Raw genomic sequence first — 25577 nt, forward strand, 5'->3', positions numbered from 1 at the left:
GACACGGACCTGATGCTCGGGCTTGTCCTGGGCCGCAAAGGCGTTCGACAGGAGGTTCGAGAACAGAAGCTCCATCTCGTCCTCATAGCCCTCCAAGAGCGGCAGCGGACCGAGTTCCGTCCGCACAAGGCTTGCCTTGGTCGGGAAACTTGCGACCACACGCCGGATAACGGCATTGAGATCATAAGCGTCTGCCTGATGCGTATGCTGGCCCTTGAGAAGCCCGGTCATGGTCGAGACAAGCGCATGGCCCTTGCGGACCTGATCGAGGATTTTGGCTTGGCGCTCCTCATTGGAGAAGGCGTCACCGGCGAGCAGAAGCGCTTCGATGTTCGAAAATGGCGTCTTGATATCGTGGTTATATTCATTGAGGCGGGAGACAACCGACAAGGTCTTCTCCGCTTCGTCCAGGCTCGATTCCAGCCGCATCATAGCGAGCAGGTTCTCAAGCACAGGGCCGACTTCCTCCCCGAACCAATTGAGGAGACGGATATCGTCGTAGGAGAATTGTTCCTCCTTCTTCGGCGCCCCCAGAAGAAGGAAACCGACCGTCTCATCGGCAATCCGCACCGGCACCAAGGCGCTGGCACCAAGGCGGGCAAAGTTGCCTTTGAAGGCCGGGGCCGCCTCATCATAGAAAAGCGTTTCTTCCTGGGCGAAGAGCATCTCGAGAAACGTCCCCTTCTCAATCGGGGACATTGGCGCCGGTTCCGGCAGAGGCTTGCTACCGGGATCAAACAGGCGAAGGCCTTCACCTGTCTCCCCCATCAACCGCGGCACCAGGTGAAAGCTGTAGCCGTCAACGCGAATGACATAGCGCAACAGCTCCTCACAAACCCGGGAAAAGGTTTGGGGCGTCAACGTCGACTTAAAGGCGTTTTGCACCTGGCCAATCGTGAAGCTATAGCCCTTCGAGGCCGGCGGGAAAATTTTCGACCGTTTTTCGGAAAGATATTCAACCAGCCATGGATACATTTGTAGCAAGGCCAGGAACATCAATATCTGTGCGACGAGATATCCATCCGTCTTCAGTTCCATAGAGTCACATATCTGATCGAAAGCGACGAAAACAAATATCAGCGGAATGGCCGCCAAGGCCCTGACAATACCGTCGCTGACAGCGACTTTCACGCCGATAAGACGGTAGCGAATGACCGCGTAAGAAATGAAATAGAGGCACAGGATGGATCCAACGATCCCGATGTATAATTTCGGCCAGAGCGCATGGAGCCAGCCGCAAATCACCCCGATAGTGACCCCGTACATGATCCATTTGATGCGGAGACGTTCCCTGAAAATAGCCCCCTTGTAGGCGACCGCGCATATATAAACCGATGCCAGGGACGCCATGGCAAGGTTCGCGTAAAACGCAACCGTGATGCCGTCCAACTCCGGGGAATGTCCGCCAGGAACGACAAGAAGCTTCGTCGGCGCGATCCAATTGACCAGGGATGTCACCGCGGCGTTCGCAAAAGAAAGGGCAAGGCCGGTCCCAAGAACCCAGTTTACCCGGGTCCGCGTGATCAAGGTCGCAAATAAGAAAGTAGCCGGCCCGATAAAGAACATACCCATGCGGGTTATCTGGAATAAGGGGGCCAGGCTGGCTACGTCATGGACCGAGGCCAGGAAGAACAATTCTGTCGACCAGATTGCCAGGCAACAACACAGGAAAGCGAAAGACACTGCGGTCCGGCTTCTGTCGTGCGCCAACACGATGCCCGCCAGCATGAAATCAGCAATCGCAGCCACGAGATAGACGATCATGTCAGACCTATTCCTGTTTGCATACTCTTCCCAACAGCCTAAATTATACCAAAGATTGTATAAACCCAACCATTTTGAGGTGGCAGACGCAGGGAGCGGCCTTTGGGTGGCCGCTCCCGTGCCCCTCTCACGGCTATGCGGCTCCCCTGTGCCGGTGTGCGTTGGCGTTGAAACACCGCTCACAATCCTCAACGGCACCACTCATGAGCACGGTATCGAATTTCATATGCAGGGACGGCTTTACAGTTGAAACCGGTTTAAGGCCAATCCGTTTGTAAAACAGTGCCTGCGACGGCCGGATTGCACCGATGATAAAGTCCGCGCCTTCCTTCAGGGCAACATCCAGAATGAAGCCATAGAGAAGGGCTTTTATCCGGATACTCCGGTGCTGGAAGCTTGGGTGGATGGTATATTTATTGGCCTCCACAAGCTTTTTGTCCGGCCCCAGGACACGGGCAATTTCAGCGCCGTAATTTTCCATCGCCGGGATGGGGAGGTCCGGCTCTGCCGGATCATAGACACAAGCGCGGATCGACCCTGCGGGCTGCCCATCGATATATTCGATATGAGAAAGACAATTGCCCGCCGCGTCATAACGATCATAAAAGACCGCGTTCGGATTGGGGTCGATCGAATCATTACTGAGATACGCAGTATATCTCAGCTTATAAATTTGCTCCGTGGTGAAAGAAGATTGTTGATCAGCTAACATGAAAGATCTCCTGTTTTGCCCGTTAACGTTGCAACTTGGACGATATATCCAACGCAAGTTTACGCCGGAAAGGAGGCTTTCTGGAACGATCAATGCACGCAAAGGGGGTGTGAGGCGCAAATATGGATTGACGGGCACACCAATCATGCGCCCGCGTGCGTATGTGTGACTCCCTGATTCCGTCGTTTCACAGGGGCCGCGCCGTGGTGGAGGTCAGCCAATAATCCTATAGGCTTAGACCTGCGCCCAGCCCCTTCATCAGGTCGATAAAAACCGGGAAACTGGTCTGGATGGGGCGGGCGTCATCAATGGTGATCGGAGCTTCCGCCATTTGGCCAAGCACCGAAAAACTCATGGCGATGCGGTGGTCGAGGTGCGTTTCAACCCTGCCGCCGCCGGGAACACGGCCGCCAGCACCCGGCACCACAAGCCCGTCCGGAAGCTCCTCAACCGCGATACCGTTGGCCTTGAGACCCGCCGCCATCACCGCCAGGCGGTCCGATTCCTTAACCCGCAATTCCTCAAGCCCGGTGAACCGGCTCGGCCCTTCGGCGACGGCTGCCGCACAGAAAAGCACCGGGAACTCATCAATCATGGTTGAGGGGTCAACCGGCAAGCTGTCAACACCATGCAGGCGGGCGGCCTTGACATGCAGGTCGCCGACCGGCTCGCCGCCCAGCTGGCGTTCATTCACAATCTCGATGTCCGCCCCCATGGCCTGAAGCGCCGCGACAATCCCTGTCCTCAAGGGGTTGAGGCCGACATTTTCAATGGTGACGTCCGACCCCGGCACGATCGAGGCCGCCACCAGGAGAAAGGCCGCCGATGAAATATCCCCCGGCACGTCAAGGCTGATCGGCCTGAGCTCCGGCTGGCCCACAAGGCTGACGGTCCTGAGGCCATCCTCCTCCGTTACCGTGATGTCCGCCCCCATGGCGCTGAGCATCCGTTCGGTATGATCGCGCGTAGCGACGCGTTCGCGCACGCGGGTGATGCCGGGGGTGTTGAGCCCGGCCAGCAAGACAGCGGACTTCACCTGCGCGCTGGCCATCGGCGGCGTGTAATCAAGCGGCATCGGCATGGCCGTACCTGTCACGGTCAGCGGAAGGTATTTGTCTTCCCGGGCCGAAAAGGATGCCCCCACCTGCGTGAGCGGAACCGTCACCCGCCCCATCGGCCGCCCCCGCAAGCTGGCGTCCCCCGTCATGGTCACCGTGATCGGATGGCTGGCGATCAGCCCCATGATCAGGCGGGTCGAGGTGCCCGAGTTTCCCATGTCGATAACGTCATCCGGCTCCATCAGGCCGCCGACGCCGACCCCGCTTATGCGCCAGTGGCCTTCGCCCAGCCGGTCGATCGTCGCGCCCATGGCGCGCATGGCCGCGGCGGTGGCGAGAACATCCTCGCCTTCCAGGAGGCCCGTGACCTCACTCGTGCCGACGGCCAGGCTCGCCAGCATGAGCGACCGGTGCGAAATTGACTTGTCACCGGGGACCCGGACGGTCCCTTTTAAAACAGTATTGGGCTGGGAAATGAGGCTCGGCACAGAAAAGATTCCATATTTGAGGGTGAATAGATCAACAAATCTTTGACAGGCGCCACCGATCATGGCAAGGGAAGCGCCGAATTCTTTGCTCGATAGCGCGGCAAATGCAAGGAGATAGACGTGGCGAAACCCGAATGGGGCACTAAGCGCACCTGCCCGAAATGCGGCACGCGCTTTTACGACCTACAAAAAGACGACCCGGCAACCTGCATCGATTGCGGGACCACCTGGACGCCGGAACCGATTCTGAAGACCAAACAACCGGTCGTGGTTGAACAGGTCAAGGCTGTCAAGCCTAAGGAAGAAGACGAGGACGCAGAAGATCTCAACGATGACGACGATCTCGACATCGATGATGATGACGATGATGTTCTTGGCGATGTCAGCCTGGATGATGACGATGACGAAGAAGTTTCTGTCATTGTCGCCACGAGCCTGGATGACGACGAAAACTAGGCTTGAAGCCTAGGGTTTCCGTTGCCTTCGGCAGGGTCGAAGCATAAGGCGGAAATTGGCAAAAATTTTTCTTGCGCGGACCTTGGCGTCTCACTATAGTCCGCGCCACCCGCCGGGGTAAAAGCTGGCGGACAACCGGATTTCCGGGGCTATAGCTCAGCTGGGAGAGCGCTACAATGGCATTGTAGAGGTCAGCGGTTCGATCCCGCTTAGCTCCACCAATCAGAACCCTCGCCGAACAGGCGGGGGTTTTGTCTTTTCAGCCGCCCCGACACCGGTCGCAGCAAGATACTCTTAAAATATTTGATAAATTTTCGTGAGCTTTTCACAGTAATAGATGTTTATTTTCATTTATTTAAGATTGTATTCGCACCGTCTTTTAAGGCGATTTTTACGTCGCCGTCTTCATACTGTTCTGCAAAAGGGCAACAGCCCTATCAGGCAAATGGAGATAAAAGATGCGAATCATCGCTGTTACCTCGCAAAAGGGCGGGTCAGGCAAAACCACCCTTTCCGGTCATCTGGCCGTTGCTGCAGCCCGTGCAGGCGCCGGCCCCGTCGCTCTTATCGATACTGACCCCCAAGGCAGCCTGGCCGCCTGGTGGAACGAGCGTCAGGACGAAAGCCCGGCTTTCGCACAGTGCACCCTGAGCAGCCTAGATAGCGACCTTCAGACCTTACGCGAAAAAGGCTTCCGGCTTGTCTTTATCGATACGCCGCCCGCCATTACCCGCGCGATCCAGACAGTCGTCTCCAAATCGGACCTCGTCCTCATTCCCACCCGGCCGAGCCCGCACGACCTGCGCGCCGCCGGCGCCACCGTCGACCTGGTCGAGCGCGCGGGCAAGCCGCTTATCTTTGTGGTCAACGGCGCCACGGCCCGGGCACGCCTCACCGGCGAAGCCGCCATCGCACTGTCGCAGCATGGCACCGTGGCCCCAACCGTTATCCACAACCGCCAGGACTTTGCCGCCAGCATGATCGACGGCCGGACGGTGATGGAAACCACCGCCGGCAAATCCGCCAGCGAAATCGAGACGCTGTGGGGCTATGTGGAAGACAGGGTCAAGCGCCTGCCCGTGAAGGCAACGTTCCGCCCTGTTACCTTGCCGCGCAGTAACTTCGGCAACCGGTCCATCGCCGCGGGCGCACCGGGGCACATGGCTTAAGGCCCAGAGGAAGAGGAAAAGGAAAAGCAGATGTCTATGGCTTCACTGAGCGCCTCCCTGCTCGCCCGCAAAGGCCAGGCCAGTCCCACCAGCAGGCCAACCGATTCTATGCACGGGCCCTTCTCGCAGGAGAAGGTAAAGGAGATGTTCCCGTCCAAACGGCCCCAACTGGTTACGCCGTCTGCCCAGACAGCGCCCCAGACAGCGCCCCAGAAGGCCATCGCGCCTCAACCCCGGATGAAAAAGGGCACGGAGACACACACCGACAAGCGGGCCCGCAAGACGCTGCGTCTCGACAGGGACAAGAACCGTCAACTGCGCCTGCTGGCCGCCCATCTCGGCGTCAGCCAACAGGCCTTGATGGAAAAGGCCGTCTCCGGCTTGTTGAAGAAAGAAACCGGGCACATTGGCTGTATCTGCGGGGCCAAAAAGACCGACGCCTGACCGGACCCCGGTCAGGCCCACCGCCAAAGTCAGCCAGCCTTTCAGGGAATTCTGTTATCCCGGCGCCCGGGCGAAGCAATCATAGCCCGCACGCTTGAGGGAAACACAGCGGCGCACCGCCCCCGACAGCCCGTCAACCGGGCCGAAGACCAGCAGGAAAAGCCCAGGGCTTGTCACCGATTCGGTCACTTCACTCTTCAGGCCCTGAACGATGCTGCCATGGGCCACAGTGATGACCTTCTGCAACTTGATGACTTCTTCCTGCTTCATGGGAACACCAACTTCCAGATGCCAAACCGAGGACCAGTCTACGGGCTGATCGTCCTCCCCGGCCTGACCGTCATTCTTTGGTGCTTCCTTATCCCCACCCGGTGCTGCCTGGGCCAATTGGGCCGGAGCCTTTTCTGAGGTATTTTCCGGGGCATCCGCCGGGGCGGCCTTGGCCGTTTGCGGGGCTGGATCATCGCCCTTACCGGCTTCCGGCGCTTTCGAAGGTAACGCTGCATCAGCCACCACCTCATGGCCTGCTAGCCTCTGTGCGGGCGTTTCTGCCTGCTTCTGGGCAGGCGCTGGCGCTGAAGGCGAGGCATCAGACACACCCGGCGCATCGGCGGTAATATCGCTGGCGCCTGGAATGGACGCTGAAGCGACGTCCGTCTTGTGCACGGCCTTCTGGGGCTGGTCCTCCTTGCGGCCCATCACCAGATACAGGTCGATCGGCGTGTCGCTGAAACCCTCGGTATCGAGATTGCCGCCATACAGCCGGCCGCGCCGCTGCGCTTCCTCGCTCAACTGCCCCTGCATCATATCCCGGGTTTTTACGGCATCGGCATAGCCTTTGACCGCGGCCTCCCAGACTAGGCCATAACCGCGAATCGGGTCCGGCAAGCGGTCGCCCTCCCCATTCCAATAGGCCATCCCGAGGAGATAGAGGGCTTCGGAATCGCCCTGCAGGGCATATTTCTGCCAAAGCGCCATCGCTTCATCGACATTGGCCTGGGTGTGGCCGGCCTCGAAAAACAGGAGATTCGCCAAATTAAGCGCTGCCCGCTTGTGCCCGAGCTGGGCTGCAAGCCGGTAATACATGATGGCGACGGGGATAGAAGCCGGTCGGCCCACCCCGAGACGATGGATTTCCCCTAAATGGAAGAAGGCCTCGGCGTGGCCCTGCTGGCCCAGTTTGCGCAGTTCCTCAACCCCGGCATCGACAGACCCTGTGCGGATCAGGTCGAGCGCGGCTTCTACCGGGTCGTCAGCATCCCCTGTCGCTGTGGCAGTCGCCGTTTTTGAGGCGGAGCCTGCCCTTCCCGCCGTTACAGACGCAGCAGAAGGCACTTTCTCAACTGGCTTTGCAGGCACGGAAACCTTCACGGCATCACCCGGGACCGCATAGACGGCCGCAGGCAGCGACACCGCCGCCCATACCGTTACCGCCAATATAGTCAAAGTCCGCATGTGCCCTATCCACCCTTTCAGCAAATTTAACATAAACTCGCTGAAAAAATGCCTAAAAGAGAAATCAGCCCTTAAAGCTTCCTTCATTCCTGCTGCGTTACCGTCCTACACAATAAATATCAGGCAATCCAACGCTTCAGTGAGCGTAATAATGACATTATATCGATCGATCAGGCCCTTGTTTGTATGCGTAAGCGCTATCGCGCTTGCCGCGTGCAGCTATGACGGCTACTCCGATACACCGGTCAAGGCACCGGTTACCGGCAATGGCCAGATGGCCGGCCAATCCCAAGACGGGAGCGGCCTTCGCCAGATGGCAGACAATTTCGCGGCAAACGGCAAATGCGCCGCAGCCATTCCCATTTACCGACATCTTGCCGCCGCGACAGGCGACCCGAGCGCCATGCTTGCCCTCGGGCGGTGCCTGACAAGCCAGGGTGCCCATGAAGAAGCCACCACGGTGCTGATGACCCTCAGCACCCGCGGCCAGCTCACCGGTGACGGTTACTATCTTCTGGGCAAGAACGAACTGGCGCTCGGCAAATATGAGGAAGCGCGCAAAGCGTTCGACGGTGCCTGGGCCTTGATGCCCGGTAATCCGAAGGTCCGGTCCGGACGCGGGGTCGCCCTCGCAGCCACCGGCCATGTCGAAGAAGCCATCGGCGCCTTCTCTGGCGCGATCGACACCGCCAGCATGTCCAACATGGCGCTGGTGCTGGCGGCAGCCGGCCACCCCACAGATGCTATCGGCATCCTGGAGCCTTTGGTCAGAAGCGGCAAAGCCGGGGTACAGGGACGGCAGAATCTCGCCATGGCCTATCTGATGGCAGGGCGTGAGGCAGACGCCTTCAAGCTGGCGCGCGTCGACCTTGATTCCAAAACAGTCGACGAGACCTTCACCTTCTACCGCAGCCTTGCAAGCCTGACACCCGCGCACCGGATGCAGGCGCTTGTCTCCGGCTCGGTCGACCCGTCCTGGACCGCCCAAGCCATGGGCAACATGGCCGTCGCAGACTCGGATGCCCAGAAGGCCGCGGCCAAACGGTTGGTCCCCGAAGAAAAACCCGCGCCTCAGCCTGTTAAAAAAGTTGCTGACCCCCCCAAACCAAAACCGGTGGTCGACCGCTCGAAATATGAGCTTAAGGAAGTCCCGCCGCTTCTGGAGCCGGAAGGCTGGGCCCTGCAGATCGCCGCTTACCGCACGATCAAGGAGCTGATGCGCGGCTGGACCATCCTCTACCGCCGCAGTGGTGACCTCCTCCAGGATGTGCCGCCCAGGCGCTCGGAGGTGGATTTCGGCAAGCGCAACAAGAAGCCCAGCGGCTTCTATTACCGCCTGAACGCGGGTCCTTTGAAGACGCTTCAGGAAGCGCGGACGCTGTGCAAGGCGCTCAAGGAACGCGGGACCGACTGCTGGATCCGCCCGCCGGAGAAAAGCGAAGGCAAGCTGCCGAAAGCCAGTGGCAAGGGCGCCAAAAAGGCCACCACAAAGACGGCGGCTGATCACAAATAAGATGTCTTTCCGCTTGAAGGACAGGCGATAGATTCCCAAATTGGCTGGGGGCGCCCGATACCGGGGCCCCCGCTTCGCCGTTCCCGGCGCTGCCCATGAGGTGGGGTGCCGGGCCCGAGCCAACGCCAAGGAGGGGACCCAATGTCGCGTCTTTCCATCTTCAACAGCCCATTTCTTCTGGGCTTCGACCAGCTTGAACAGGTCATGGATGCCGCCGCAAAAAATGCCGGCGAAGGCTATCCGCCCTACAATATCGAACATCTGGATAACGGTACGATCCGCATTTCCCTGGCGGTCGCCGGCTTTGCGCGGGAAGACCTGTCGATCAGCCAGGAAGCCAACCAGTTGATCATCCGCGGGCGCCAGAAGGATGAGGTAGGCGACAAGACCTACCTGCACCGCGGCATCGCCGCCCGGCAGTTCGTGCGTAAATTCGTGCTGGCGGATGGGGTAGACGTTGCGGATGCCTTCATCGAGCACGGCCTCCTGCATGTGGACCTTGTCCCGCCCGCGCCGGAAGAGGTCCAGCGCAGCATCCCGATCCGCTGACCATGCGGCAGGCCCAACAGGATATTCACGCCGAGACCCACGGCCCCGGCCTTTATGACATCACCCGTTCGGTCGCAAGCTGGGTGCGGGGCACCGGGATAGACACCGGCCTGCTGACGCTGTTCATCCGCCACACCAGCGCATCCCTGACCATCCAGGAGAATGCCGACCCTGATGTGCTTCTGGACCTCCAGGACGCCATGGACAGGCTTGCGCCTTCAGGCCGGGACCTCTACCGCCACAGCGCCGAAGGCCCGGACGACATGCCCGCCCATATCAAATCTGCCCTGACCGACACGACGCTGACCATCCCCGTCAGGGGTGGCCTGCCCGCACTCGGTACCTGGCAGGGCATCTATGTGTTCGAACATAGAAAAATGGCACACAACCGTACGGTCGTGTGCCATCTGATGGGTGAATGACGACCCCTTACTAGAAGCCGTAAACCAGCGTGATCCGGGTCGCGGTATCCCACGGAGCCGTGCCTTCCGGGGCCGGCGAATCATAGTTGACCTGGAAGGTCAGCCGGGCCGCCAGATGCGCATTGATGCGCGCGGAAAGCTGGGCGAAATTCTCAAGTGACGTCGAATCGGTACCGGCAATGACGGCCGCCCTATTCTTGAAATTCAGCGAGTCCGAAATTTGCAGTTCGTAGGTTGCCGATACCCTGCCAAGGAATTCGGTAGTGTTGTAGCCCGGGATCAGTTCACCGATATCCGAGAAAGTATCCGACAGCCGGTAAAGCCGGACACCCGGGCCCGCTTCGACGCGGAGCGACTGGCGCTTGCTTTCGATCAGACGGTAACCCAGACCAAGGTTTTCGGTTATCCGGTAGGCATACCCCGAGAAGCGGTCCTGTTCATATTCGGTGTAATTGTCGAGATAGAGCTTGGGCCACGGTTTCCACAGCATTTCATACTTGCCGTCAAACCGGCGGCGCGTGGTCTCGCCTGCGCTGCGCGCAAAGTCGTAAGCAAAGTCGATATGGTGTTCCCATTCCTTGCCGAAATTGCGCTTGAAGCTGAGGCCGAGCGCAACCGAATGCTCCTGCGTGTCCCCGCTTGTGGTGCCCGCGCCAAGCTGGGCCTGACCGTTCCAGAGCGTCGGATCGAGATAATAGATGATACCGCGCGCGCGGGAGGCCTTTTCCTTGGCTTCAGCATCCGCCTTGGCTTTGGCAAGCTCGGCTGTGTGCTCTTCCTTCATCCAGTCGGATTTGACCTCATTGGCGATCTTAAGGACGGCATTGCGGTCCTTCGGCCAGGTTTTCAGCGCCATTTCCAGGATCGTATCGAAGGACGCATGGTCTTCATTTTTCGCCGCTTGCTTCAGCATATCCGACACGCCCTTGGGCACGCTCGCATAGGCCGCCGGGGCAACAAGACCACTGGTCAAAAGTAATAAACCGATAAATTTTGCCGTTGCATTGCCAAAACGCAGCTTCAAAGTCATAGTCCTTCTGCATCAGGGATTAAAATTTCCCCGTGATCTAGCGGTTTCAGTACTTAAAGACAAGAAAAGTCGTACAAAAATAAGGGGATTTGGAAATGCCGACAGCCTTCGTAACCGGGGCGACCGGATTTCTCGGCCGTCACCTCATCGACGTTCTGGAAGAAAAGGGCTGGACCATCATCGCCATGGTCCGCAATCCGGCAGCTGCCCGTGCCGTGCTGGACGACCGGGTCACGCTGGTGAAGGGGGACCTCACAGACCCCCACAGCATCCATGATGCCATGCCAGAGGGCGTGGACTGTGTCTTCCACGCAGCCGCCGACACCAGCACCTGGTCAAAAGAAGCAGCACGCCAACAGCGGATCAATGTCGAGGGCACATCGACCCTGCTTCAAACCATGTGGAACAAGAAGGTGGGCCGCATGGTGTATGTGTCGTCAATTGCGATTTACGGCCTGCACGAGGACCCGATCTCGGAAGACACCCCGCGCCTCGGTGCCACCAGCTGGGTCTCCTATGTCCGCACCAAGGCCTTCGCCGAACGCAAGGTCAAGGAAGCGGTGGACCGGGGCATCGACGCCGTCATTGTTAACCCGACCCATATCGTCGGCCGTTATGACAGCCATAACTGGGCCCGGCTTATCCAGATGATGGCCGATGGCTCGCTGCCCGGTGTGCCCCCTGGGGCCGGCAACTTCGCCAATGGCCGTGCCGTCGCCGAAGGCATTGTCGCAGCCTATGAAAAAGGCCGGACCGGAGAGAATTATATCCTGAGCGGGCCCCATGCCAGCTTCCATGAATTCCTGTCCATCGCCGCCGACCTGCTCGGTCTGCCGCACCCGAAAAAACCCATGCCGGAGTGGCTGCTGAAACTGCTGTCGCGCGTGTTGGGCTTTTTCTCCCTCTTCACCGGCAAACGCCCGATGATCACGCCTGAGGAAGCCTATTTTGCCGGCGAGGCCATCGCCGTGAAGACCGACAAAGCCGCCCGGGAATTGGGCTACCGGGAGGTGCCGCTGGAGCAGACCATCCGTGAAGCGATCGACTATCTCAAGGAAGAGAAGCTGCTCGACGCCTGAGGCCAAGGGTCGCCAACACAGGCGCCGCCACCCCATGGACGGCGCCTGCGAACAGGAGCGTCGGGATCGTCACGCCACCATCGAGAAGCGCCCCAAGCAAGAAGGGGGACAAGGCCGTCGAGAACACAGCCAGGGATGTGGCAAGCGACTTGATCTCCCCCAGATATTTGGTGCCGTAAAGTTCCGCCCACATGGCGTTATTGACTGGTATGGCAAGCCCCGCCGCCATCCCGAGAAGCGCCATGAAAAGCGCAATACTCACCGGGCTGTGGGCGAGGGCGGCAACCACAAGGGCGGTGGCCAGGATCGGCGGATAAACGGGCAGGAGGCGCAAACCTCCGAAGCGGTCGATCAGATAGCCGCCGATAAACGGCACCGTCACGAAACCCACGGCATGGAACCAGTAAAAACCGGTAAGGGCCTGCAAGGTCCAGCCCTTGGATGCCGCCAGGTTTTCGGCAAAGAAGAAGACCATAGTCACCCAGAAAGGCATGGCAATCACCGAAGGCAGGATCATATAGAAGCGCGGGTCCCGGATCACGTCCTTGCGGCGCCAGACCGGGCCACTAGCCCCCCTGCCATCGGCGTCCGCCCTGGCTTCCGCCTCCAGCCAGCTTGCGTGGCGGGCGTCATGGTCCTTGAGCAGCCAGAGGATGAGCGGCAGCCCCACAAACACCAGCCCCGCCGCGAACAGGCCCCAGCTTTCGCGCCAGGCAAACCGCGTCATCAGATAGACCGCCGCCGCCGGAAGAACCGCCTGACCAAGGGGCATACCGAGCCCCGCGACCGCCACGGCACGACCGCGCGCGCGGCCGAAATAGCGGGACATGCTGGTCATGGCGGCGTGGGTCATCAGGCCCTGCCCAAGAAGCCTGAGGCCCAGCATGGCGGCAAAGACCGTAACCATCGGTCCCGACAGGAACATGCCAAGGCAGGCAAGCGCCAGAAGAAGCACCAGGCCGGTCATGTAGCGCGGGAGCGCAATCCGGTCGATGAGGTGACCGAGACGGTTGAGCCCGATGGCGCTCCCGAGCGTGACAACCAGATAGTAAAACCCGAAGTCACTGTTATCGAAGCCGAACTCTGCGCTGATGGCCGGTTTGTAGACACCCAGAAGGTAGGTCTGGCCGAAACTGGACAGCAGGGCCGTCACGAGACCGAAGGCCAGAAAACGAACCGTGCTTTTATCAAAACGCATAAACAAGGGCCTTGGGTGACATAGCCGCCAAAAATGGCGGTTTTTATACAAATTGAGACTTTAAAATCTTGTTAAGCTTCCTACGCGCAGGATGGCGGAAAAACAAGTATCGAGTCCATCAGGCAAGCATGGAGGGTCCCATGCCATCACTTCCCTCATATGAGGGCGGCCCAGCTGACTATGCGCCCGACCTCAGCGGTGGGCGTTTGTCACAGCTTATTGGCCATGTCGCCACCGTCAGTGCCTTGGCGCTGACGATTGTCGTGTCGCCGGAACTGGCGAACAATGACGAAACCGCCGCTTTCATGCGTCTCGGGGCCATTGTCCGTGTGCCTGTGGGCTCCACTGTCATCTATGGCACCATCCGTAAGGCCGAAACGGCACCAGGTACGGCCCAGGGGTTGGTCCTGACAGTCGACTTTCTTGGAGAACAGCGCGACGGCACATTCTCCCGCGGGGTCCGGGATTTCCCCCGCCCCGACAACCCGGTCTTCGCCGCCACGCCCCGCGACAGCGAAGCCATCTATGCCCCAAGCGCGGCAGACACGGTCCGCATCGGCACCGTGTTCGGCACCAACGGCATCGCTGCAGCCTTGAGCGCGGAACCCCTGTTGTCCCGTCACTTCGCCGTCCTCGGCAGCACCGGCACCGGTAAATCCAGCACGGTCGCCCTGATGATCCACCGGCTGGTTGAACGGTGCCCGAACGGCCATATCGTGATCCTGGACCCGCATAACGAATATGCCCGTGCCTTTTCACAAAACGGCATCCACATCACCACCGCGGACCTCAAGCTGCCCTACTGGCTGATGAATTTCGAGGAGCATGTCGAGCTTTTGATCGGTCGCAACACCGATGGGCGCGAGGCCGAAATCGACATTCTCAAACGCTGCCTTCTGGGCGCGCGCAAACGCGCAGGCCCCACCTACTCCCTCAGCCGGCTTACGGTCGATACGCCGATCCCCTACAAGCTCACCGATCTCCTCCAGATGATCGATGACGACCTTGGCCGCCTCGACAAAGCCGAACAGACCCGGCCGTTCCTCAGGCTCAGGAACAAGATCGAGGAACTGAGGGCCGACCAGCGCTACGGCTTCATGTTCTCCGGCATGTTGATGCAGGATACGCTGACCGACCTGGTTTCGCGCCTGATGCGCTTCCCCGTGAATGGCAAGCCGGTTTCCACGCTCGACCTTTCGGGCGTGCCGTCGGACATTGTCGATGTCGTGGTATCGCTCCTCAGCCGTCTGGTGTTCGACTTCGCCATGTGGAGCCGCAGGCATAAGGGCGCAACGCCGATCCTGCTGGTGTGCGAGGAAGCGCACCGCTATGTCCCGCGGGAAGGGCTGAACATCCGCACCCAGGCCGCGCGGAAATCGCTCGAACGCATCGCCAAGGAAGGCCGGAAATACGGCGTGGCACTCGGCCTTGTATCCCAGCGCCCCTCCGACTTGTCGGAGGCTGTCCTGTCCCAGTGCGGCACCATCCTGTCCATGCGCATGAATAACGAACGCGACCGTGCCTATGTCGCCAGTTCCATGCCCGAAGGGGCTCACAGTTTCCTCGAAGCCCTGCCGTCTCTGCAGAACCGGGAATGCCTTGTTGCCGGGGAAGGTGTGGGGTGTCCCGTCAGGGTTGAGCTTGATTTCCTCGAACCGGAAAGACGGCCTGCAAGTGACGATCCCTGCTTCACAAATGGCTGGCGGCAGGATATTGACTGCCTTGAGGAATTGGTGAACGATACCATCATGAACTGGCGCAAAGGGGTTAGGTAAGGAGGACTGAGTGTCGTTAGGCCAAAGCGTCCACTATGAAATTTTAGGACGTCGCGGCAACAACTGGCGAATCCTCGAAGTCATCCCAGACCGAAAAAATGCTGTCGCAGCTGCCGAACAACTGTGGGGCAGCCGCAAATATCAGGGTGTCCGTGTCGTCAAGGAAAGCTACGACAAGGCCACCAACGAATTTGCCAGCATCGAAATCTATTCGCGCGGCGCCAATCGCAAGACCTCGAAATACGACCAGTCGGGCACCATTTCGCCGTGCCTGACACCGGACGACCTCTATACCACGGCCGGGCGCCGGTCGATCTGGGAGCTCCTGCATAACACGCTCGCCGACTGGATGATCACGCCGACCGAGCTCCTGCATAACCTCGACCATTATTACAAGCTTTATAACGCTGGCACCAAGCTTCAGAACGCGGTCCAGCGCACCGCCGTCGCCTTCGAGAACGAACAGGATTCGATCCAGGAACGGATGCGCAAGATCCAGAAGGTGATCGACACCGCGCTGGAGATCATGAAGCAGAATCAGCCGAAGGTACCCTCGCTCGAGATGGGGCGGCTGAAGCCTGTTATCGCCGACATGGGCGAGATCAAAAACCGCCGTTTCCTGCTGACCGCAGCCATCGCCGACTATCTGAAACCGGCCGTCACCCTTGGCGACAAGTTCGGCCGGATAGTGGCTTTCCTCTCCGCCGAACGGCCGACATGGGTTCTTGAAATTCTCGACCAGTTCCTCTCCGAACTGCTGATGCATGAAGGCGTGCTCGTCCAGCTCATGGGCGATAAGGAGCAGCGCGATGTCTTCATGGAAGAAGTGGCGCACCTTCAGGTCGGCCAAGTCAATATGATGGGTGAAACCGAGCGGTCGCCGCGCTTCAGCGACGAGGTGTTGCGCCTGAACGGCTTTCTGTCCGAAGGACTGCTGCCACAAACGGCGCGGGTTCTCTATGACCGGCTGAAGACGGAAATCGAAGCTGCAAAACCGATCAACGACCGCGGCCTTGTCGAACAGCTTCGCGCGTTGAACCGGCTTCTGCAGGCGCTTGATGCGCTTCACAAGGACAGCGCCGACGTCGATACCATGTATGAAGCGCTGGCATCCCGTGCGGGCCGCCTGATCAACAGCCAGGTCGTCGGTGAAATGCTGTATGAGCTCAAGAATCCGGTCGATCAGGTCAATGCGCTTCTGGACCTGGAACAGGTCACCATCGGCATGGCAAACAAGCGCATGGTCGCCAACTTCATCCTGCCCATTCTGTCGCGCCCGGAATATGAATCCGTTTTCATGGGGCTCGACAGCCACCCGATCAAGCGGATGAACGACTTGGTGAAGCTGCAGGCCCGGGTCTATGAGGCCGACCTCACCGAAATGCACAAACGTAAGATCGCCGAGCGTCTCGACTTGTTCTGCCGCACCATTCTGGACAACACCCAGGTGTTGAAGAAAATCCACGCCATGAACATCAGCCTTCAGGACAAGGCCAAGAAAATCCTGTCGATGATGGCGGACGGCTATTTCACCGAAGGTGACTGTCTGAACCGCGCCGAACATCAGGTGCGCGTCTATATGAAGCAGCCGGGTTTCACCTCGGGCCTGATCGCCGGGGCCGACCGTGGGCAAGCCGAAAAAATCCTGCTGGATTTCAAGCAACTGCTCGAACGCTCAGGCTTCGTCAAAGTACCTGAACCGACACCAGCCACCTCCGAAGAAGAGGACGTGTCCTCCGAGGGCGCCAACGCGGATGAAGCTGCGCCGGAAGGTGACGAAGGCGACACGCCGGATGCGGACGAGGACCAAGCATCCGAGCCGTCCCCCGAAGCGCCTCAGGAACAGGCCAAAGACTAGCCTTTCCGGGTAACCGCCCGGCTCAATCAGAAATCGGAAATGATGCCGTTCTTTTCCCAGTCCCCGTAGCGGGTCGGCTCGGGCCCTTGGCGGCCGCCAATCTCTTTCACCGTTTCAGGCGCCGTTTCAGGCGCCGTTTCAGGGGCAGGCGATGTCTCAGGCTTTTTCGGAGCCGCGTCCGTGGCCCCAGCTTCATCCGTGCTTTTCTTCACATCCGCCATGGTGGCTCCTTTAAGGCAGGTCTGGCCTTGCTACTCTCTGATAGGGCCTGTCAGGCCTTCCTTCGATGCCCGGTACCAGGCAACAAGCCCGAACGACGCCACAACAACCGGCAGGACAAGGCCGAACTCGTTGGCATAGCGCCAGGTATCGGCATATTGCACCGTCATCGGCTGCAGGATGCTGAGCACCAGGGCATTATGCGCCGCGTGCAGCACCGCTGCCGGCCACAGGCTGCCGGACCGTAGCCTCAGATAGCCCATAATGAACGACAGGCCAACCGTCAGCAGCGTGAAATAGGCCATCTGCAAATTCAGGTTCACCGGCCCGGCGTTATAGGTGGTGTAATAAATCAGCGGCACATGCCACAGCGACCAGACAAGGCCGGTCACCAGAGCGGCGAGCGGAAACGGCATCACGCGCATCAGCTGCGGCATCAGGAAGCCCCGCCAGCCGATTTCCTCGCCCAGCGCCGTCGCCACATGCCAGATCATGCCGACGGTGGCGAGAATGGCGATGCCGAAGGCCAGGGTCGCGCCATCGGACCAGCCGGACAGGCCGAGATAGCGGCCAAGGTCGACGACAAAGCCTGTATTACCCATGCCGCCAAGCCCCAGCTGCCAGATCAGGCCGTAGGCGATAACACCGTAGATAACCGGCAGGAGATAGCCTGCCACCGTCCAGCGGGGGTTGCCCCAGCGCCAGCCAAGGGAAGCGGTCTTCACGCCCATGACCCTGCAGCTCAGAAGCGCGGCCAGCCCCGGCGCCCACATCAACAGGGCGATATAATAGCGCAACAGACCGAGCTGAAGCACCAGCACATAGGCCCCGGCGCTGAAGAGGGCTGTCAGCGCCAGAAACAGAGCCACCGCCACCAGGACCTTGCCGGCCGGCAATGTATCGGTTTGACCATTTGCACTCATCTGCGCTCCTTCTCCTTTGCCCTTCTGCGCGGTCTACAGTCATACCGAAGCGTCACGCGCATGATAAGCAAAAGCGACATTCTTGAAGCCCCGTGGGGCCATCCCCAAATATAGGAACATATATCCGGTCCTTAAAAGGGCCGGACAGACGAACCGTGCACAAGACAGGACGAACAGGTTTTTTCGGAGAGTATTCGCCATGAAAGGCTTTGCCAGAACCGCACTTCTGATGGCCGCCATGACCGGCTTGTTCCTCGCCTTCGGCTATATGCTGGGGGGCCAGGGCGGCATGATGATCGCTTTCATCATCGCTTTCGCCATGAATATGATCGCCTATTGGAATGCAGACACGCTGGTCCTGAAGATGCACCGGGCGCAGCCGGTGGATGCCCGCTCAGCGCCTGAGCTTTACCGCAGCGTTGAAACGTTGGCGCGGCGGGCCGGGCTGCCGATGCCCGCCGTCTATATCATCGAGAATGACCAGCCCAATGCCTTCGCGACCGGCCGCAACCCCGACCATGCCGCCGTCGCCGCCACCACCGGGCTTCTCCGCATCCTGAACCGGGATGAGATCGAGGCAGTGCTTGCACATGAGCTGACCCACATCAAAAACCGCGATACGCTGACGATGACGCTGACAGCCACGCTCGCCGGTGCCATTTCCATGCTGGCCAACTTCGCGCTCTTCTTCGGCGGTCGGCGCGACAATCCGCTCGGCTTCGTCGGCACCATCCTGATGATGATCCTGGCGCCCCTGGCCGCCATGCTGGTGCAGATGGCGATCTCCCGCACGCGCGAATATGCCGCCGATCACGGCAGCGCGGAAATCTCCGGCAAGCCGCTCGCGCTCGCCAGCGCCTTGGCCAAACTGCAGTCGGGGGCGGCCCACATCGTCAACCGCGATGCCGAGGCGAACCCGGCCACAGCGCACCTGTTCATCGTGAACCCGCTGCACGGCCAGGCGTTCGACAATCTTTTCGCGACGCACCCGAGCACGGAAAACCGCATTGCCCGCCTGCAGGAAATCGCGGGCGGCATAAGGCCGCGCCGGACCTCGGTGCCGACAAGCACCCCGCACGGGACCGACAGCCCGCGCCGCGGGCCGTGGGGATAAATCTTAAGGGAGGAAGCCCGGCTTACAGGCCGAGCTGGTCTTTCTTAAGCGCCGCCAGGCTGGTTTCAGGCCGGGCGCCAAGATGGGAGATCACCTCAGCAGCCGCCAAGCTACCCAGGCGCGCGCAAGCCTCCAGGTCATACCCGTTGGTGTATCCGTACAGGAACCCGGCGGCATACAGATCGCCCGCGCCCGTGGTATCCATCACCTCGGCCGGATAGGCCGGCACACTGACAGTCTGGTCCTTGGTCATGACCACAGAACCTTTTTCGGACCGGGTCAGCGCCGCCAGCTTGACGTAAGGACCAAATTCCTTGGCCGCTTCCTCGAAAGTATCGACCTCATAGAGCGATTTGATCTCTTCTTCGTTGGCGAACAGGATATCGACCCGGTCATGGACCAGGTCCTTGAACTCGGTCCGGAACCGGTCGACACAGAAGCTGTCGGACAGCGTCAGCGCCACCTGCTTGCCCGCGGCGTGGGCGATGTCCATCGCCTTCAGGATCGCTTCCTTCTGGTTGTCCCGGTCCCACAGATAGCCTTCGAAATAGGTAACTGCCGCCGAGGACACCAGATCTTCGTCGATATCATCCACCGTCAGCTCGCCACAGGCGCCGAGGAAGGTGCTCATGGTGCGTTCGGCATCCGGCGTCACCAGAATCATGCTGGTCGCGGTCGGCGCGCCCACCGTGTTGGCCGGGGTTTCATAATGAACGCCGATCGCGTGGATATCATGGCGGAAAACGCCGCCAAGCTGGTCCTCATGCACCTTGCCGATATAGGCGGCCTTGCCACCGAAGGAGGCAACACCCGCTGCCGTGTTCCCGGCCGACCCGCCCGAACGTTCGACCGCAGGCGGCATCCCTTCATAGATGCGGGCGGAGGTTTCGGCGTCGACCAGCATCATTGAGCCCTTGATGCGCTCATGCTCATCCAGAAAGGCGTCATCGACGCGGGCGATAATGTCGACAATGGCGTTGCCGATGCAAAGAACCTGAATATCGTGCGGCATAAGAAATTCCTTCATGGTTTGTTTGCACCATAGAAAAGACCTGCGGGATTGCAAGCACAAGCCGTCGCCCTTATCTTTGGAGAACAGCAAACGAAAGATAGCCCACCCACAAGGGCACCATAAACACGGCGAGGAAACCCATGATCGGCACAGCCCTCAATCGAACCTGGCAGCAGTTGCTGCACCCCAAATTCCGCAAGGTATTCATAACCGCCGTGAGCGTGGCTGCGGTCACTCTCGCGCTTCTGATGTATGTGCTCTATGCCCTGTGGCCCAAAGGCTATACCTCCGGCTATGACTGGATCGACGAGACCGGCTATTGGCTCATTGTCCTGATCGGCTCCTACGCCCTGTTCCCGGCCATCGTCAGCATGGTCATGGGCATGTTGACCGACCAGATCGCCACCGCGGTCGAGGAAGAATATTATCCGCACCGGGTCGGCACACGGCCAGTCCCTATCCTTGATATGCTGTGGGGTTCGCTCAAGCTGATGCTGGCGATGATCGCGCTCAACCTGCTGGCGCTTGTGCCTTATCTGATCCTGTTCCTGTCGACTGCGGGCACCGGCGCGCTCATCCTGTTTGCCGCCATCAACGGCTATCTGCTCGGCCGCGAATATTTTGAAATGGTTGCGGTACGCCACATGCCGCTCAAGGAGGTGGAGCGGATGCGCAGCCGCTATAGCGGCAAGGTGTTTATGGGGGGCGCTGTCACTGCGGGCTTGTTTGCCATCCCGTTCCTCAATATTCTGGCACCCATCATCGGTGCTGCCGTGATGACCCATATTTTCCAGTATTTGAAGAGCGGGGAGGCTCAGTGACCCAATCTATCGCCCCGGCCAGAACGTTTGCGGTCAAAACGCTTGCCGTTTCAGTGTTTCTAAGCTTGGCAGCCTGCGCGCCTGAAAGCGCGCCGCCGCCCCAGGCCACCGCCCCGGCACCGGTGGAGATGCCCGCGGCCGAGACACCAGCGCCGGCACCGAAACCTGAACCGCCCAATCCTGAGCGTCTGGCGGGCCTGAACCCAAAGGAAGTGCAGGCACTTGTCGGTGAACCCACGCTTGTCCGGCGGGAAAATACCGTCCAGGTGATGCTGTTCGAAAAACCGAGCTGCGTCCTTGAGGTCGTGTTTTACGAAGATCATCCGGGCGACTATTTCCGTGCGAAAAACATCAGCGCCCGCACCCGCCAGGGCACCCCTGTCGACGCCTCAGCCTGCCTGACCGATATCCTGCCGGGTGGCCAATGGCGTGAAGAACGGAATTGAGGAAACAACACCCATGACAAGCCCGCGTATCGATTTCGGCCTGATCCTGAAGCTGACCGTCTGGAGCTTCCTCGTCGGCGCCCTTCTCTATTGGCTTAACTGGAGCCCGGGGGAAGTATACGCCTGGATCATCAACAAAATCGCCGCCGCCTGGGATTGGCTTGTCGGGATCGGGCTCAATTATGTGCTGCTCGGCGCCACCATCGTCGTGCCGCTTTACCTGCTGTTCCATTTCAAGAACAAGCTGCAGCGTTGACATGGCCCGCTTCTTCAACCCAGACCAGATCAGCGAAGAGGGCAAGCTGCACGCCCCTGCCGCTGAGCGCAACAAGGACGCCATCCTGGAGGTCCTGCTCGACCATTTGCCAAGCGCGGGTACGGTGTTGGAAATTGCCAGCGGCACCGGCCAGCACGCGGTGCATTTTGCCCCCCGGCTCAGCCATCTGCATTGGCAGCCGACCGATTTAGACCCACGGCACATTGCCAGCATAGAGGCCTGGCGGGCAGAGGCGGGCGCCGAAAACCTGCTCGCCCCCCGCGCGCTCAATGTGCTGGAGCCCTGGCCGGTTCATGACCTGCCTGCACCCGTCACCGCCATTACCGCCAACAACCTCATCCATATCGCGCCCTGGGCGGTCGCCGAAGCGTTGATCGCGGGCGCAGCCGACCTGCTCGGGGGTGGTGGGGTGCTGTTTCTCTATGGCCCCTACAGGCGCGGGGGGGCGCACACGGCACCGTCGAACGAAGCTTTTGATGCCCACCTCAAATCCCATGACCCGGCCTGGGGCCTGCGAGACATGGAAGCGGTAACCGACCTGGCAACAGAGGCCGGGTTCGGCACGCCGACGATCGTCGAGATGCCCACCAATAATTTCTCACTGATTTTCAGGAAATAACCCTGAAGTCGTCCAAAACGACATTAGACAAACAGAAAACGCCCCGAAAAGCCGGGGCGTTTGTTTGATTTCTCGGTCGCGGCGGGTTTAAAGCGCGGCGGCAAGCTTTTTCTCTTCGGTGTCGTTCGCTTCCGCGCCCAGGTCATAATGCTTGGAATAGCGGCTGGCGATACGTTCGACCGGCAAAAGGATGAACACGTCCGTGGTACCGAACTGTTCATCGACCACGGCGCCGTCGCCGATGAAGCAACCGATCCGCAGATAGCCTTTGACCAGGGGCGGCAGGGCGCGGCGGGCACGCTTCACGTCGATCTCGTCAGCGGCCATGGTGTTCATCTCGACAAACTGGCCATCGAGCGCGCGGACCTTGAAGTCATCGGCGACCAGATGGTTGTGGTAGAGATAAGCAAAGGCTTCCTTGAACGCTTCCGGGTCGGTGCCCTCGAAGCTCGCGCAGCCGAACATGTAAGCGATATTATGCTGCTTCAGATATTCGGCGATGCCCTTCCACAGCATATTGATGGTGCTGTTGGCGCGGTAATCCTTATGCACGCAGGAGCGGCCGAGCTCCAGCAGCTGGCGATCCGGGCCCATCTGTTCCTTGAACGGGCCTGACATCAGCGACGTGAGGTCGAACTCACCGGCGGAATAGAAGCCACGGTGCGCCTGGGCCACTTCCTGGCGCAGAAGCCGGTAGGTGCCGACGATCTGTTTCTTTTTCTTCCGGTCATGGTCGATGACCAGAAGATGGTCGCACACCACGTCATAGGCGTCGATATCGCGCTTGGCCATGCGCATCCGCCAGTCCGGCTTGGCCTGCATTTCCTCATAGAAAATCTTGTAGCGCAGCTTTTGCGCGGCTTTGATTTCCTTGAAAGAGCGAGCGAGCCGCACTTCCAGACTACCTTGCCGTACATAAGACGGCGCCCCGGCCATGGCTTGCGCGGCGGCGACAGTGGGGCGAATGGGTGCATATCTTTTCATAGAGCCATCCTAGTAGGGACACGGTGTGGCAGCGATATTACAACTATTTTACTAAATCATGACATCACAAGTCGGCAGGCTCCGTAACATTTTCAAGATCACCCGCGCGAATGTCCTTTTTCCACAAGATCATGAGCACAATAAGGCCCGGCAGCGCGAGCGCGGTGGCGAGAATGAAGAAATCAACCCAACCGACGGCTTCAGACACGAAGCCGCTCGGAGCGCCCAACAAAGTTCGGGCCTGGTTACCAAGTGACGACAGGAGCGCAAACTGGGTTGCGGTAAAATTGGCGTTACAAAGCCCGGCCATATAAGCAATGACCACCGTGGTGCCCAGCCCGGTCGCGAAATTTTCAAGCCCGATTGTTATGGCCAACCGCCAGCCCTCGTTTTTACCGGCTGCAAGCCAGGCAAAACCGAGGTTGGTTAACATCATCAACACCCCAACGAACATGAGCGTCGGATAGACTCCGGCCCGCTTGTAAAGCATCGCGCCAAGCCCGACGCCAACCATCAACGCGACGAAGCCAACGGTTTTGTTGGCTACCGCAATATCGAGGTCGGAAAAGCCCATATTGACGATCAGCGGCGAAGTCATAACCGCCGTAACCGCATCACCCGCCTTAAACAGAAAGATAAACAGCAGGATTAGAAACCAATTGTCGCGCCGGACGAATTCTTTGAAAGGCAGGACAACCGCCTCCCTTAGCCGCATCAAAATGGGATTCATTGGATGCGTGCGGCGTTCTTCGTTCAGGAACACATCAGCATCCGGGCGCTCAGGCTCCCCGATCACCAGCGCCGCGACGACCCCGGGGAGAAGCAGGAGCGGCAGGAGTTTTATCGCGGCCGACCACCCGTAATAATAGGCGAAAGCAACCACACCGGCCCCGGCGATAAAATTAGCGGTCCGATAGCCGAAGACATAAGAAGCGGCGCTGTACCCCTGATCATCTGCACCGACGATCTCGATGCGGTAGGCATCAATGACGATATCCTGGCTGGCCGACAGGAAAGCAATCAACGCAGCCAGGACGGCAACGCTGTAAAGCTGGGTTGCTGGATCAAGTTCCGAGATCGCCAAAAGCGCTGCAGCCATAAGGGCTTGCAGGACAAAAAGCCAGCCGCGCCGTTGCCCGAACCGCCGGGTGATCGGCCCAAGCGGCAGCCTGTCGATCGCGGGAGACCACAGGAATTTCCAGGTGTAAAAGGTGGTAATGAGCGCAAACAGACCAACATCAGCGCGGCTCACATGCGCGCGGGACAGCCAGATTCCCATCAGCGAAAGCACAAATGTGAGCGGAAATCCGCTCGACATGCCGAGCCCGAACGTGGCGATCGCACGCCGGTCGTGGTAGGGTCGGAGACCTTCGAGAAAGCCCCTGACCCCATCGGCCTTGTGCTGGTCCATTCCCATACCCCTCAGGCCGCGATTTTAGCGGGGTCGACGGTGATCCAGAGGCCTTCGGCCTTGGCAATCAGCGTGCCGTCCGCGGCGTAAATCGCTGTTCCGCAACGATGTTTCCGCCCCGAGGAGCCCAGGTCCCAGCCGAGGACGGTGGCGTCGCCTTCGGCCTTCAAGGGCGCGAGGATTTCGGCGCTCAGGCGGCCGAGGAGGGCGGCACGACCGGCGGCACAGGCGTAATAGCCGGTGCAATCAAGCGCCGACCAGATATAGACCGGGTCGACGTAACCATCTGATCCTGCAAGATTTTCATCGATTTTCCACGGCGCGGCGACCAGGCCGTCATGGCCTTCGACCTTATGGGCATGGATGCAGAGGCCGTCCCCGGGCGTGCGGTTATGACCGCAGACGAAACAGCCGCCGAAGGGCTCGAACTCCACCGGACGGCCCGAGCTATCCTCAAGCGCCGCCACCGGGCTCGGCCCCAACACCAAAGGCTGTGGCATCTGCGGCACATCAAGGGTCAGGGCTGTTGCACGTGCAACACCAATGACCGTTTCACCATCATAAAGTCGTGCCTCGCCACTTTCACCCCTGAGCGTGAGGGGTTTATCGAGCGGCGGCGGCGCCTTCAGGCTCGCTTCCGCCGGGCCGTCGATCAGGCTGGCCATGAGCCCACAGGCATAGCCGCCGTTGGCGCTCGACGGTGGGCCGTTGAAACGCGACGCGATGGTAACGGTCTTTTCCATATAGTATCCTCCCTGAAAGCCCTTGGGCTGGCCCCTAG

General features: G+C 59.7%; 25 protein-coding genes, 1 tRNA gene and 1 pseudogene. 15 read left to right on the forward strand and 12 right to left on the reverse strand.

Translation table 11 applies throughout. The features are described from left to right. From K6118_RS11790 to aroA, 3 genes and pseudogenes are all read right to left on the reverse strand, one after another. Positions 1–1764: pseudogene (locus K6118_RS11790) on the reverse strand (histidine kinase N-terminal 7TM domain-containing protein); the annotation flags it as partial. A 133-nt stretch (positions 1765–1897) separates the two neighbouring features. Next, the gene (locus K6118_RS11795) at positions 1898–2623 is read right to left on the reverse strand and encodes an N-acyl amino acid synthase FeeM domain-containing protein (RefSeq protein WP_247120562.1); all 726 of its coding nucleotides are present in this window, start codon (positions 2621–2623) and stop codon (positions 1898–1900) included. A gap of 79 nt (positions 2624–2702) precedes the next feature. Continuing rightward, positions 2703–4022 (reverse strand): 3-phosphoshikimate 1-carboxyvinyltransferase, encoded by a 1320-nt coding sequence (aroA, locus tag K6118_RS11800; RefSeq protein ID WP_247120563.1) that lies wholly within the window; start codon positions 4020–4022, stop codon positions 2703–2705. A gap of 120 nt (positions 4023–4142) precedes the next feature. Here aroA and K6118_RS11805 point away from each other — a divergent pair, with 120 nt between their 5' ends. The 4 genes from K6118_RS11805 to K6118_RS11820 all read left to right on the forward strand — a co-directional run bounded on the left by K6118_RS11805 (position 4143) and on the right by K6118_RS11820 (position 6091). Further along, on the forward strand, positions 4143–4478 hold the full coding sequence (locus K6118_RS11805; RefSeq protein ID WP_247120564.1) for a TIGR02300 family protein: 336 nt from the start codon (positions 4143–4145) through the stop codon (positions 4476–4478). 145 nt (positions 4479–4623) lie between these two features. After that, positions 4624–4699: transfer RNA gene (locus K6118_RS11810), tRNA-Ala, on the forward strand. 237 nt (positions 4700–4936) lie between these two features. Then, positions 4937–5647: a ParA family protein gene (locus K6118_RS11815; RefSeq protein ID WP_247120565.1), complete on the forward strand. Its 711-nt coding sequence runs from the start codon at positions 4937–4939 to the stop codon at positions 5645–5647. Between the two features lie 30 nt (positions 5648–5677). After that, positions 5678–6091 (forward strand): hypothetical protein, encoded by a 414-nt coding sequence (locus tag K6118_RS11820; RefSeq protein ID WP_247120566.1) that lies wholly within the window; start codon positions 5678–5680, stop codon positions 6089–6091. Between the two features lie 54 nt (positions 6092–6145). On the opposite strand, the gene K6118_RS11825 is transcribed toward K6118_RS11820, so the two are convergent. Beyond that, entirely contained in the window at positions 6146–7546 is a 1401-nt protein-coding gene (locus tag K6118_RS11825; RefSeq protein WP_247120567.1) for a tetratricopeptide repeat protein, read from the reverse strand. 151 nt (positions 7547–7697) lie between these two features. Between K6118_RS11825 and K6118_RS11830 the strand changes: the two genes are divergently transcribed. The 3 genes from K6118_RS11830 to K6118_RS11840 all read left to right on the forward strand — a co-directional run bounded on the left by K6118_RS11830 (position 7698) and on the right by K6118_RS11840 (position 10030). Next, positions 7698–9059 (forward strand): SPOR domain-containing protein, encoded by a 1362-nt coding sequence (locus K6118_RS11830; protein ID WP_247120568.1) that lies wholly within the window; start codon positions 7698–7700, stop codon positions 9057–9059. 141 nt (positions 9060–9200) lie between these two features. Further along, a complete protein-coding gene (locus K6118_RS11835; RefSeq protein WP_247120569.1) occupies positions 9201–9608 on the forward strand; it encodes an Hsp20 family protein in 408 nt (135 codons plus the stop codon). 2 nt (positions 9609–9610) lie between these two features. Then, positions 9611–10030, forward strand: coding sequence for a secondary thiamine-phosphate synthase enzyme YjbQ (locus K6118_RS11840; protein ID WP_247120570.1), 420 nt, complete (start codon positions 9611–9613; stop codon positions 10028–10030). A 10-nt stretch (positions 10031–10040) separates the two neighbouring features. Here the strand turns inward: K6118_RS11840 and K6118_RS11845 are convergent, their stop codons facing one another. Continuing rightward, the gene (locus tag K6118_RS11845; protein ID WP_247120571.1) at positions 10041–10943 is read right to left on the reverse strand and encodes a DUF481 domain-containing protein; all 903 of its coding nucleotides are present in this window, start codon (positions 10941–10943) and stop codon (positions 10041–10043) included. A 212-nt stretch (positions 10944–11155) separates the two neighbouring features. On the opposite strand from K6118_RS11845, the gene K6118_RS11850 reads away from it, so the two are divergent. Next, positions 11156–12139: an SDR family oxidoreductase gene (locus K6118_RS11850; RefSeq protein WP_247120572.1), complete on the forward strand. Its 984-nt coding sequence runs from the start codon at positions 11156–11158 to the stop codon at positions 12137–12139. Here the strand turns inward: K6118_RS11850 and K6118_RS11855 are convergent. Then, complete coding sequence (locus K6118_RS11855; RefSeq protein WP_247120573.1) at positions 12111–13337, reverse strand: MFS transporter; 1227 nt, start codon at positions 13335–13337, stop codon at positions 12111–12113. The two genes, K6118_RS11850 and K6118_RS11855, sit on opposite strands and share 29 nt — an antisense overlap. A 140-nt stretch (positions 13338–13477) precedes the next feature. On the opposite strand from K6118_RS11855, the gene K6118_RS11860 reads away from it, so the two are divergent. Continuing rightward, a complete protein-coding gene (locus K6118_RS11860) occupies positions 13478–15112 on the forward strand; it encodes an ATP-binding protein (protein ID WP_247120574.1) in 1635 nt (544 codons plus the stop codon). Positions 15113–15122: 10 nt separating this feature from the next. Then, positions 15123–16970, forward strand: a complete 1848-nt coding sequence (locus K6118_RS11865) for a hypothetical protein (protein ID WP_247120575.1) — start codon at positions 15123–15125, stop codon at positions 16968–16970. A gap of 26 nt (positions 16971–16996) precedes the next feature. On the opposite strand, the gene K6118_RS11870 is transcribed toward K6118_RS11865, so the two are convergent. Both K6118_RS11870 and K6118_RS11875 read right to left on the reverse strand, forming a co-directional pair. Further along, entirely contained in the window at positions 16997–17191 is a 195-nt protein-coding gene (locus K6118_RS11870) for a DUF1674 domain-containing protein (RefSeq protein WP_247120576.1), read from the reverse strand. 30 nt (positions 17192–17221) lie between these two features. After that, positions 17222–18112 (reverse strand): CPBP family intramembrane glutamic endopeptidase, encoded by an 891-nt coding sequence (locus tag K6118_RS11875; RefSeq protein ID WP_247120577.1) that lies wholly within the window; start codon positions 18110–18112, stop codon positions 17222–17224. Between the two features lie 199 nt (positions 18113–18311). On the opposite strand from K6118_RS11875, the gene htpX reads away from it, so the two are divergent. Beyond that, positions 18312–19226: a zinc metalloprotease HtpX gene (gene htpX, locus K6118_RS11880; protein WP_247120578.1), complete on the forward strand. Its 915-nt coding sequence runs from the start codon at positions 18312–18314 to the stop codon at positions 19224–19226. Positions 19227–19248: 22 nt separating this feature from the next. Here htpX and K6118_RS11885 read toward each other — a convergent pair whose 3' ends face one another. Further along, positions 19249–20238: an adenosine kinase gene (locus tag K6118_RS11885; RefSeq protein WP_247120579.1), complete on the reverse strand. Its 990-nt coding sequence runs from the start codon at positions 20236–20238 to the stop codon at positions 19249–19251. 140 nt (positions 20239–20378) lie between these two features. Here K6118_RS11885 and K6118_RS11890 point away from each other — a divergent pair, with 140 nt between their 5' ends. The 4 genes from K6118_RS11890 to K6118_RS11905 are packed head-to-tail and all read left to right on the forward strand — an operon-like array spanning position 20379 to position 22401. Next, positions 20379–21059, forward strand: coding sequence for an EI24 domain-containing protein (locus tag K6118_RS11890; protein WP_247120580.1), 681 nt, complete (start codon positions 20379–20381; stop codon positions 21057–21059). Continuing rightward, positions 21056–21505 carry a hypothetical protein gene (locus tag K6118_RS11895; RefSeq protein ID WP_247120581.1) on the forward strand — a complete coding sequence of 150 codons (450 nt, stop codon included), beginning with the start codon at positions 21056–21058 and terminating at the stop codon, positions 21503–21505. Before K6118_RS11890 ends, K6118_RS11895 begins: the two co-directional genes overlap by 4 nt. Before the next feature lie 13 nt (positions 21506–21518). After that, positions 21519–21761: a hypothetical protein gene (locus K6118_RS11900; RefSeq protein ID WP_247120582.1), complete on the forward strand. Its 243-nt coding sequence runs from the start codon at positions 21519–21521 to the stop codon at positions 21759–21761. A 1-nt stretch (position 21762) separates the two neighbouring features. Further along, on the forward strand, positions 21763–22401 hold the full coding sequence (locus K6118_RS11905; protein ID WP_247120583.1) for a DUF938 domain-containing protein: 639 nt from the start codon (positions 21763–21765) through the stop codon (positions 22399–22401). An 87-nt stretch (positions 22402–22488) separates the two neighbouring features. Here K6118_RS11905 and olsB read toward each other — a convergent pair whose 3' ends face one another. From olsB to K6118_RS11920, 3 genes are all read right to left on the reverse strand, one after another. After that, complete coding sequence (olsB, locus tag K6118_RS11910; RefSeq protein WP_247120584.1) at positions 22489–23385, reverse strand: l-ornithine N(alpha)-acyltransferase; 897 nt, start codon at positions 23383–23385, stop codon at positions 22489–22491. Positions 23386–23449: 64 nt separating this feature from the next. Then, positions 23450–24796: an AmpG family muropeptide MFS transporter gene (locus tag K6118_RS11915; RefSeq protein ID WP_247120585.1), complete on the reverse strand. Its 1347-nt coding sequence runs from the start codon at positions 24794–24796 to the stop codon at positions 23450–23452. 11 nt (positions 24797–24807) lie between these two features. Further along, on the reverse strand, positions 24808–25539 hold the full coding sequence (locus K6118_RS11920; RefSeq protein WP_247120586.1) for a hypothetical protein: 732 nt from the start codon (positions 25537–25539) through the stop codon (positions 24808–24810). Positions 25540–25577: the final 38 nt, after the last annotated feature.

Origin of the sequence: Kordiimonas marina (assembly GCF_023006325.1) — a bacterium.
GTDB classification, from domain to species: domain Bacteria; phylum Pseudomonadota; class Alphaproteobacteria; order Sphingomonadales; family Kordiimonadaceae; genus Kordiimonas; species Kordiimonas marina.

What these genes read in the sequence shown, in the direction of transcription:
- K6118_RS11830 (WP_247120568.1), top strand. Translation starts at nt 7,698, where the DNA reads ATGACATTATATCGATCGATCAGGCCCTTGTTTGTATGCGTAAGCGCT.
- K6118_RS11900 (WP_247120582.1), top strand. Translation starts at nt 21,519, where the DNA reads ATGACAAGCCCGCGTATCGATTTCGGCCTGATCCTGAAGCTGACCGTC.
- K6118_RS11915 (WP_247120585.1), bottom strand. Translation starts at nt 24,796, where the DNA reads ATGGACCAGCACAAGGCCGATGGGGTCAGGGGCTTTCTCGAAGGTCTC.
- K6118_RS11795 (WP_247120562.1), bottom strand. Translation starts at nt 2,623, where the DNA reads ATGATTGGTGTGCCCGTCAATCCATATTTGCGCCTCACACCCCCTTTG.
- K6118_RS11840 (WP_247120570.1), top strand. Translation starts at nt 9,611, where the DNA reads ATGCGGCAGGCCCAACAGGATATTCACGCCGAGACCCACGGCCCCGGC.
- K6118_RS11870 (WP_247120576.1), bottom strand. Translation starts at nt 17,191, where the DNA reads ATGGCGGATGTGAAGAAAAGCACGGATGAAGCTGGGGCCACGGACGCG.
- K6118_RS11855 (WP_247120573.1), bottom strand. Translation starts at nt 13,337, where the DNA reads ATGCGTTTTGATAAAAGCACGGTTCGTTTTCTGGCCTTCGGTCTCGTG.
- K6118_RS11890 (WP_247120580.1), top strand. Translation starts at nt 20,379, where the DNA reads ATGATCGGCACAGCCCTCAATCGAACCTGGCAGCAGTTGCTGCACCCC.
- K6118_RS11835 (WP_247120569.1), top strand. Translation starts at nt 9,201, where the DNA reads ATGTCGCGTCTTTCCATCTTCAACAGCCCATTTCTTCTGGGCTTCGAC.
- olsB (WP_247120584.1), bottom strand. Translation starts at nt 23,385, where the DNA reads ATGAAAAGATATGCACCCATTCGCCCCACTGTCGCCGCCGCGCAAGCC.
- K6118_RS11820 (WP_247120566.1), top strand. Translation starts at nt 5,678, where the DNA reads ATGTCTATGGCTTCACTGAGCGCCTCCCTGCTCGCCCGCAAAGGCCAG.
- K6118_RS11885 (WP_247120579.1), bottom strand. Translation starts at nt 20,238, where the DNA reads ATGCCGCACGATATTCAGGTTCTTTGCATCGGCAACGCCATTGTCGAC.
- K6118_RS11905 (WP_247120583.1), top strand. Translation starts at nt 21,763, where the DNA reads ATGGCCCGCTTCTTCAACCCAGACCAGATCAGCGAAGAGGGCAAGCTG.
- K6118_RS11875 (WP_247120577.1), bottom strand. Translation starts at nt 18,112, where the DNA reads ATGAGTGCAAATGGTCAAACCGATACATTGCCGGCCGGCAAGGTCCTG.
- K6118_RS11920 (WP_247120586.1), bottom strand. Translation starts at nt 25,539, where the DNA reads ATGGAAAAGACCGTTACCATCGCGTCGCGTTTCAACGGCCCACCGTCG.
- K6118_RS11860 (WP_247120574.1), top strand. Translation starts at nt 13,478, where the DNA reads ATGCCATCACTTCCCTCATATGAGGGCGGCCCAGCTGACTATGCGCCC.
- K6118_RS11845 (WP_247120571.1), bottom strand. Translation starts at nt 10,943, where the DNA reads ATGCTGAAGCAAGCGGCGAAAAATGAAGACCATGCGTCCTTCGATACG.
- K6118_RS11850 (WP_247120572.1), top strand. Translation starts at nt 11,156, where the DNA reads ATGCCGACAGCCTTCGTAACCGGGGCGACCGGATTTCTCGGCCGTCAC.
- htpX (WP_247120578.1), top strand. Translation starts at nt 18,312, where the DNA reads ATGAAAGGCTTTGCCAGAACCGCACTTCTGATGGCCGCCATGACCGGC.
- K6118_RS11815 (WP_247120565.1), top strand. Translation starts at nt 4,937, where the DNA reads ATGCGAATCATCGCTGTTACCTCGCAAAAGGGCGGGTCAGGCAAAACC.
- K6118_RS11825 (WP_247120567.1), bottom strand. Translation starts at nt 7,546, where the DNA reads ATGCGGACTTTGACTATATTGGCGGTAACGGTATGGGCGGCGGTGTCG.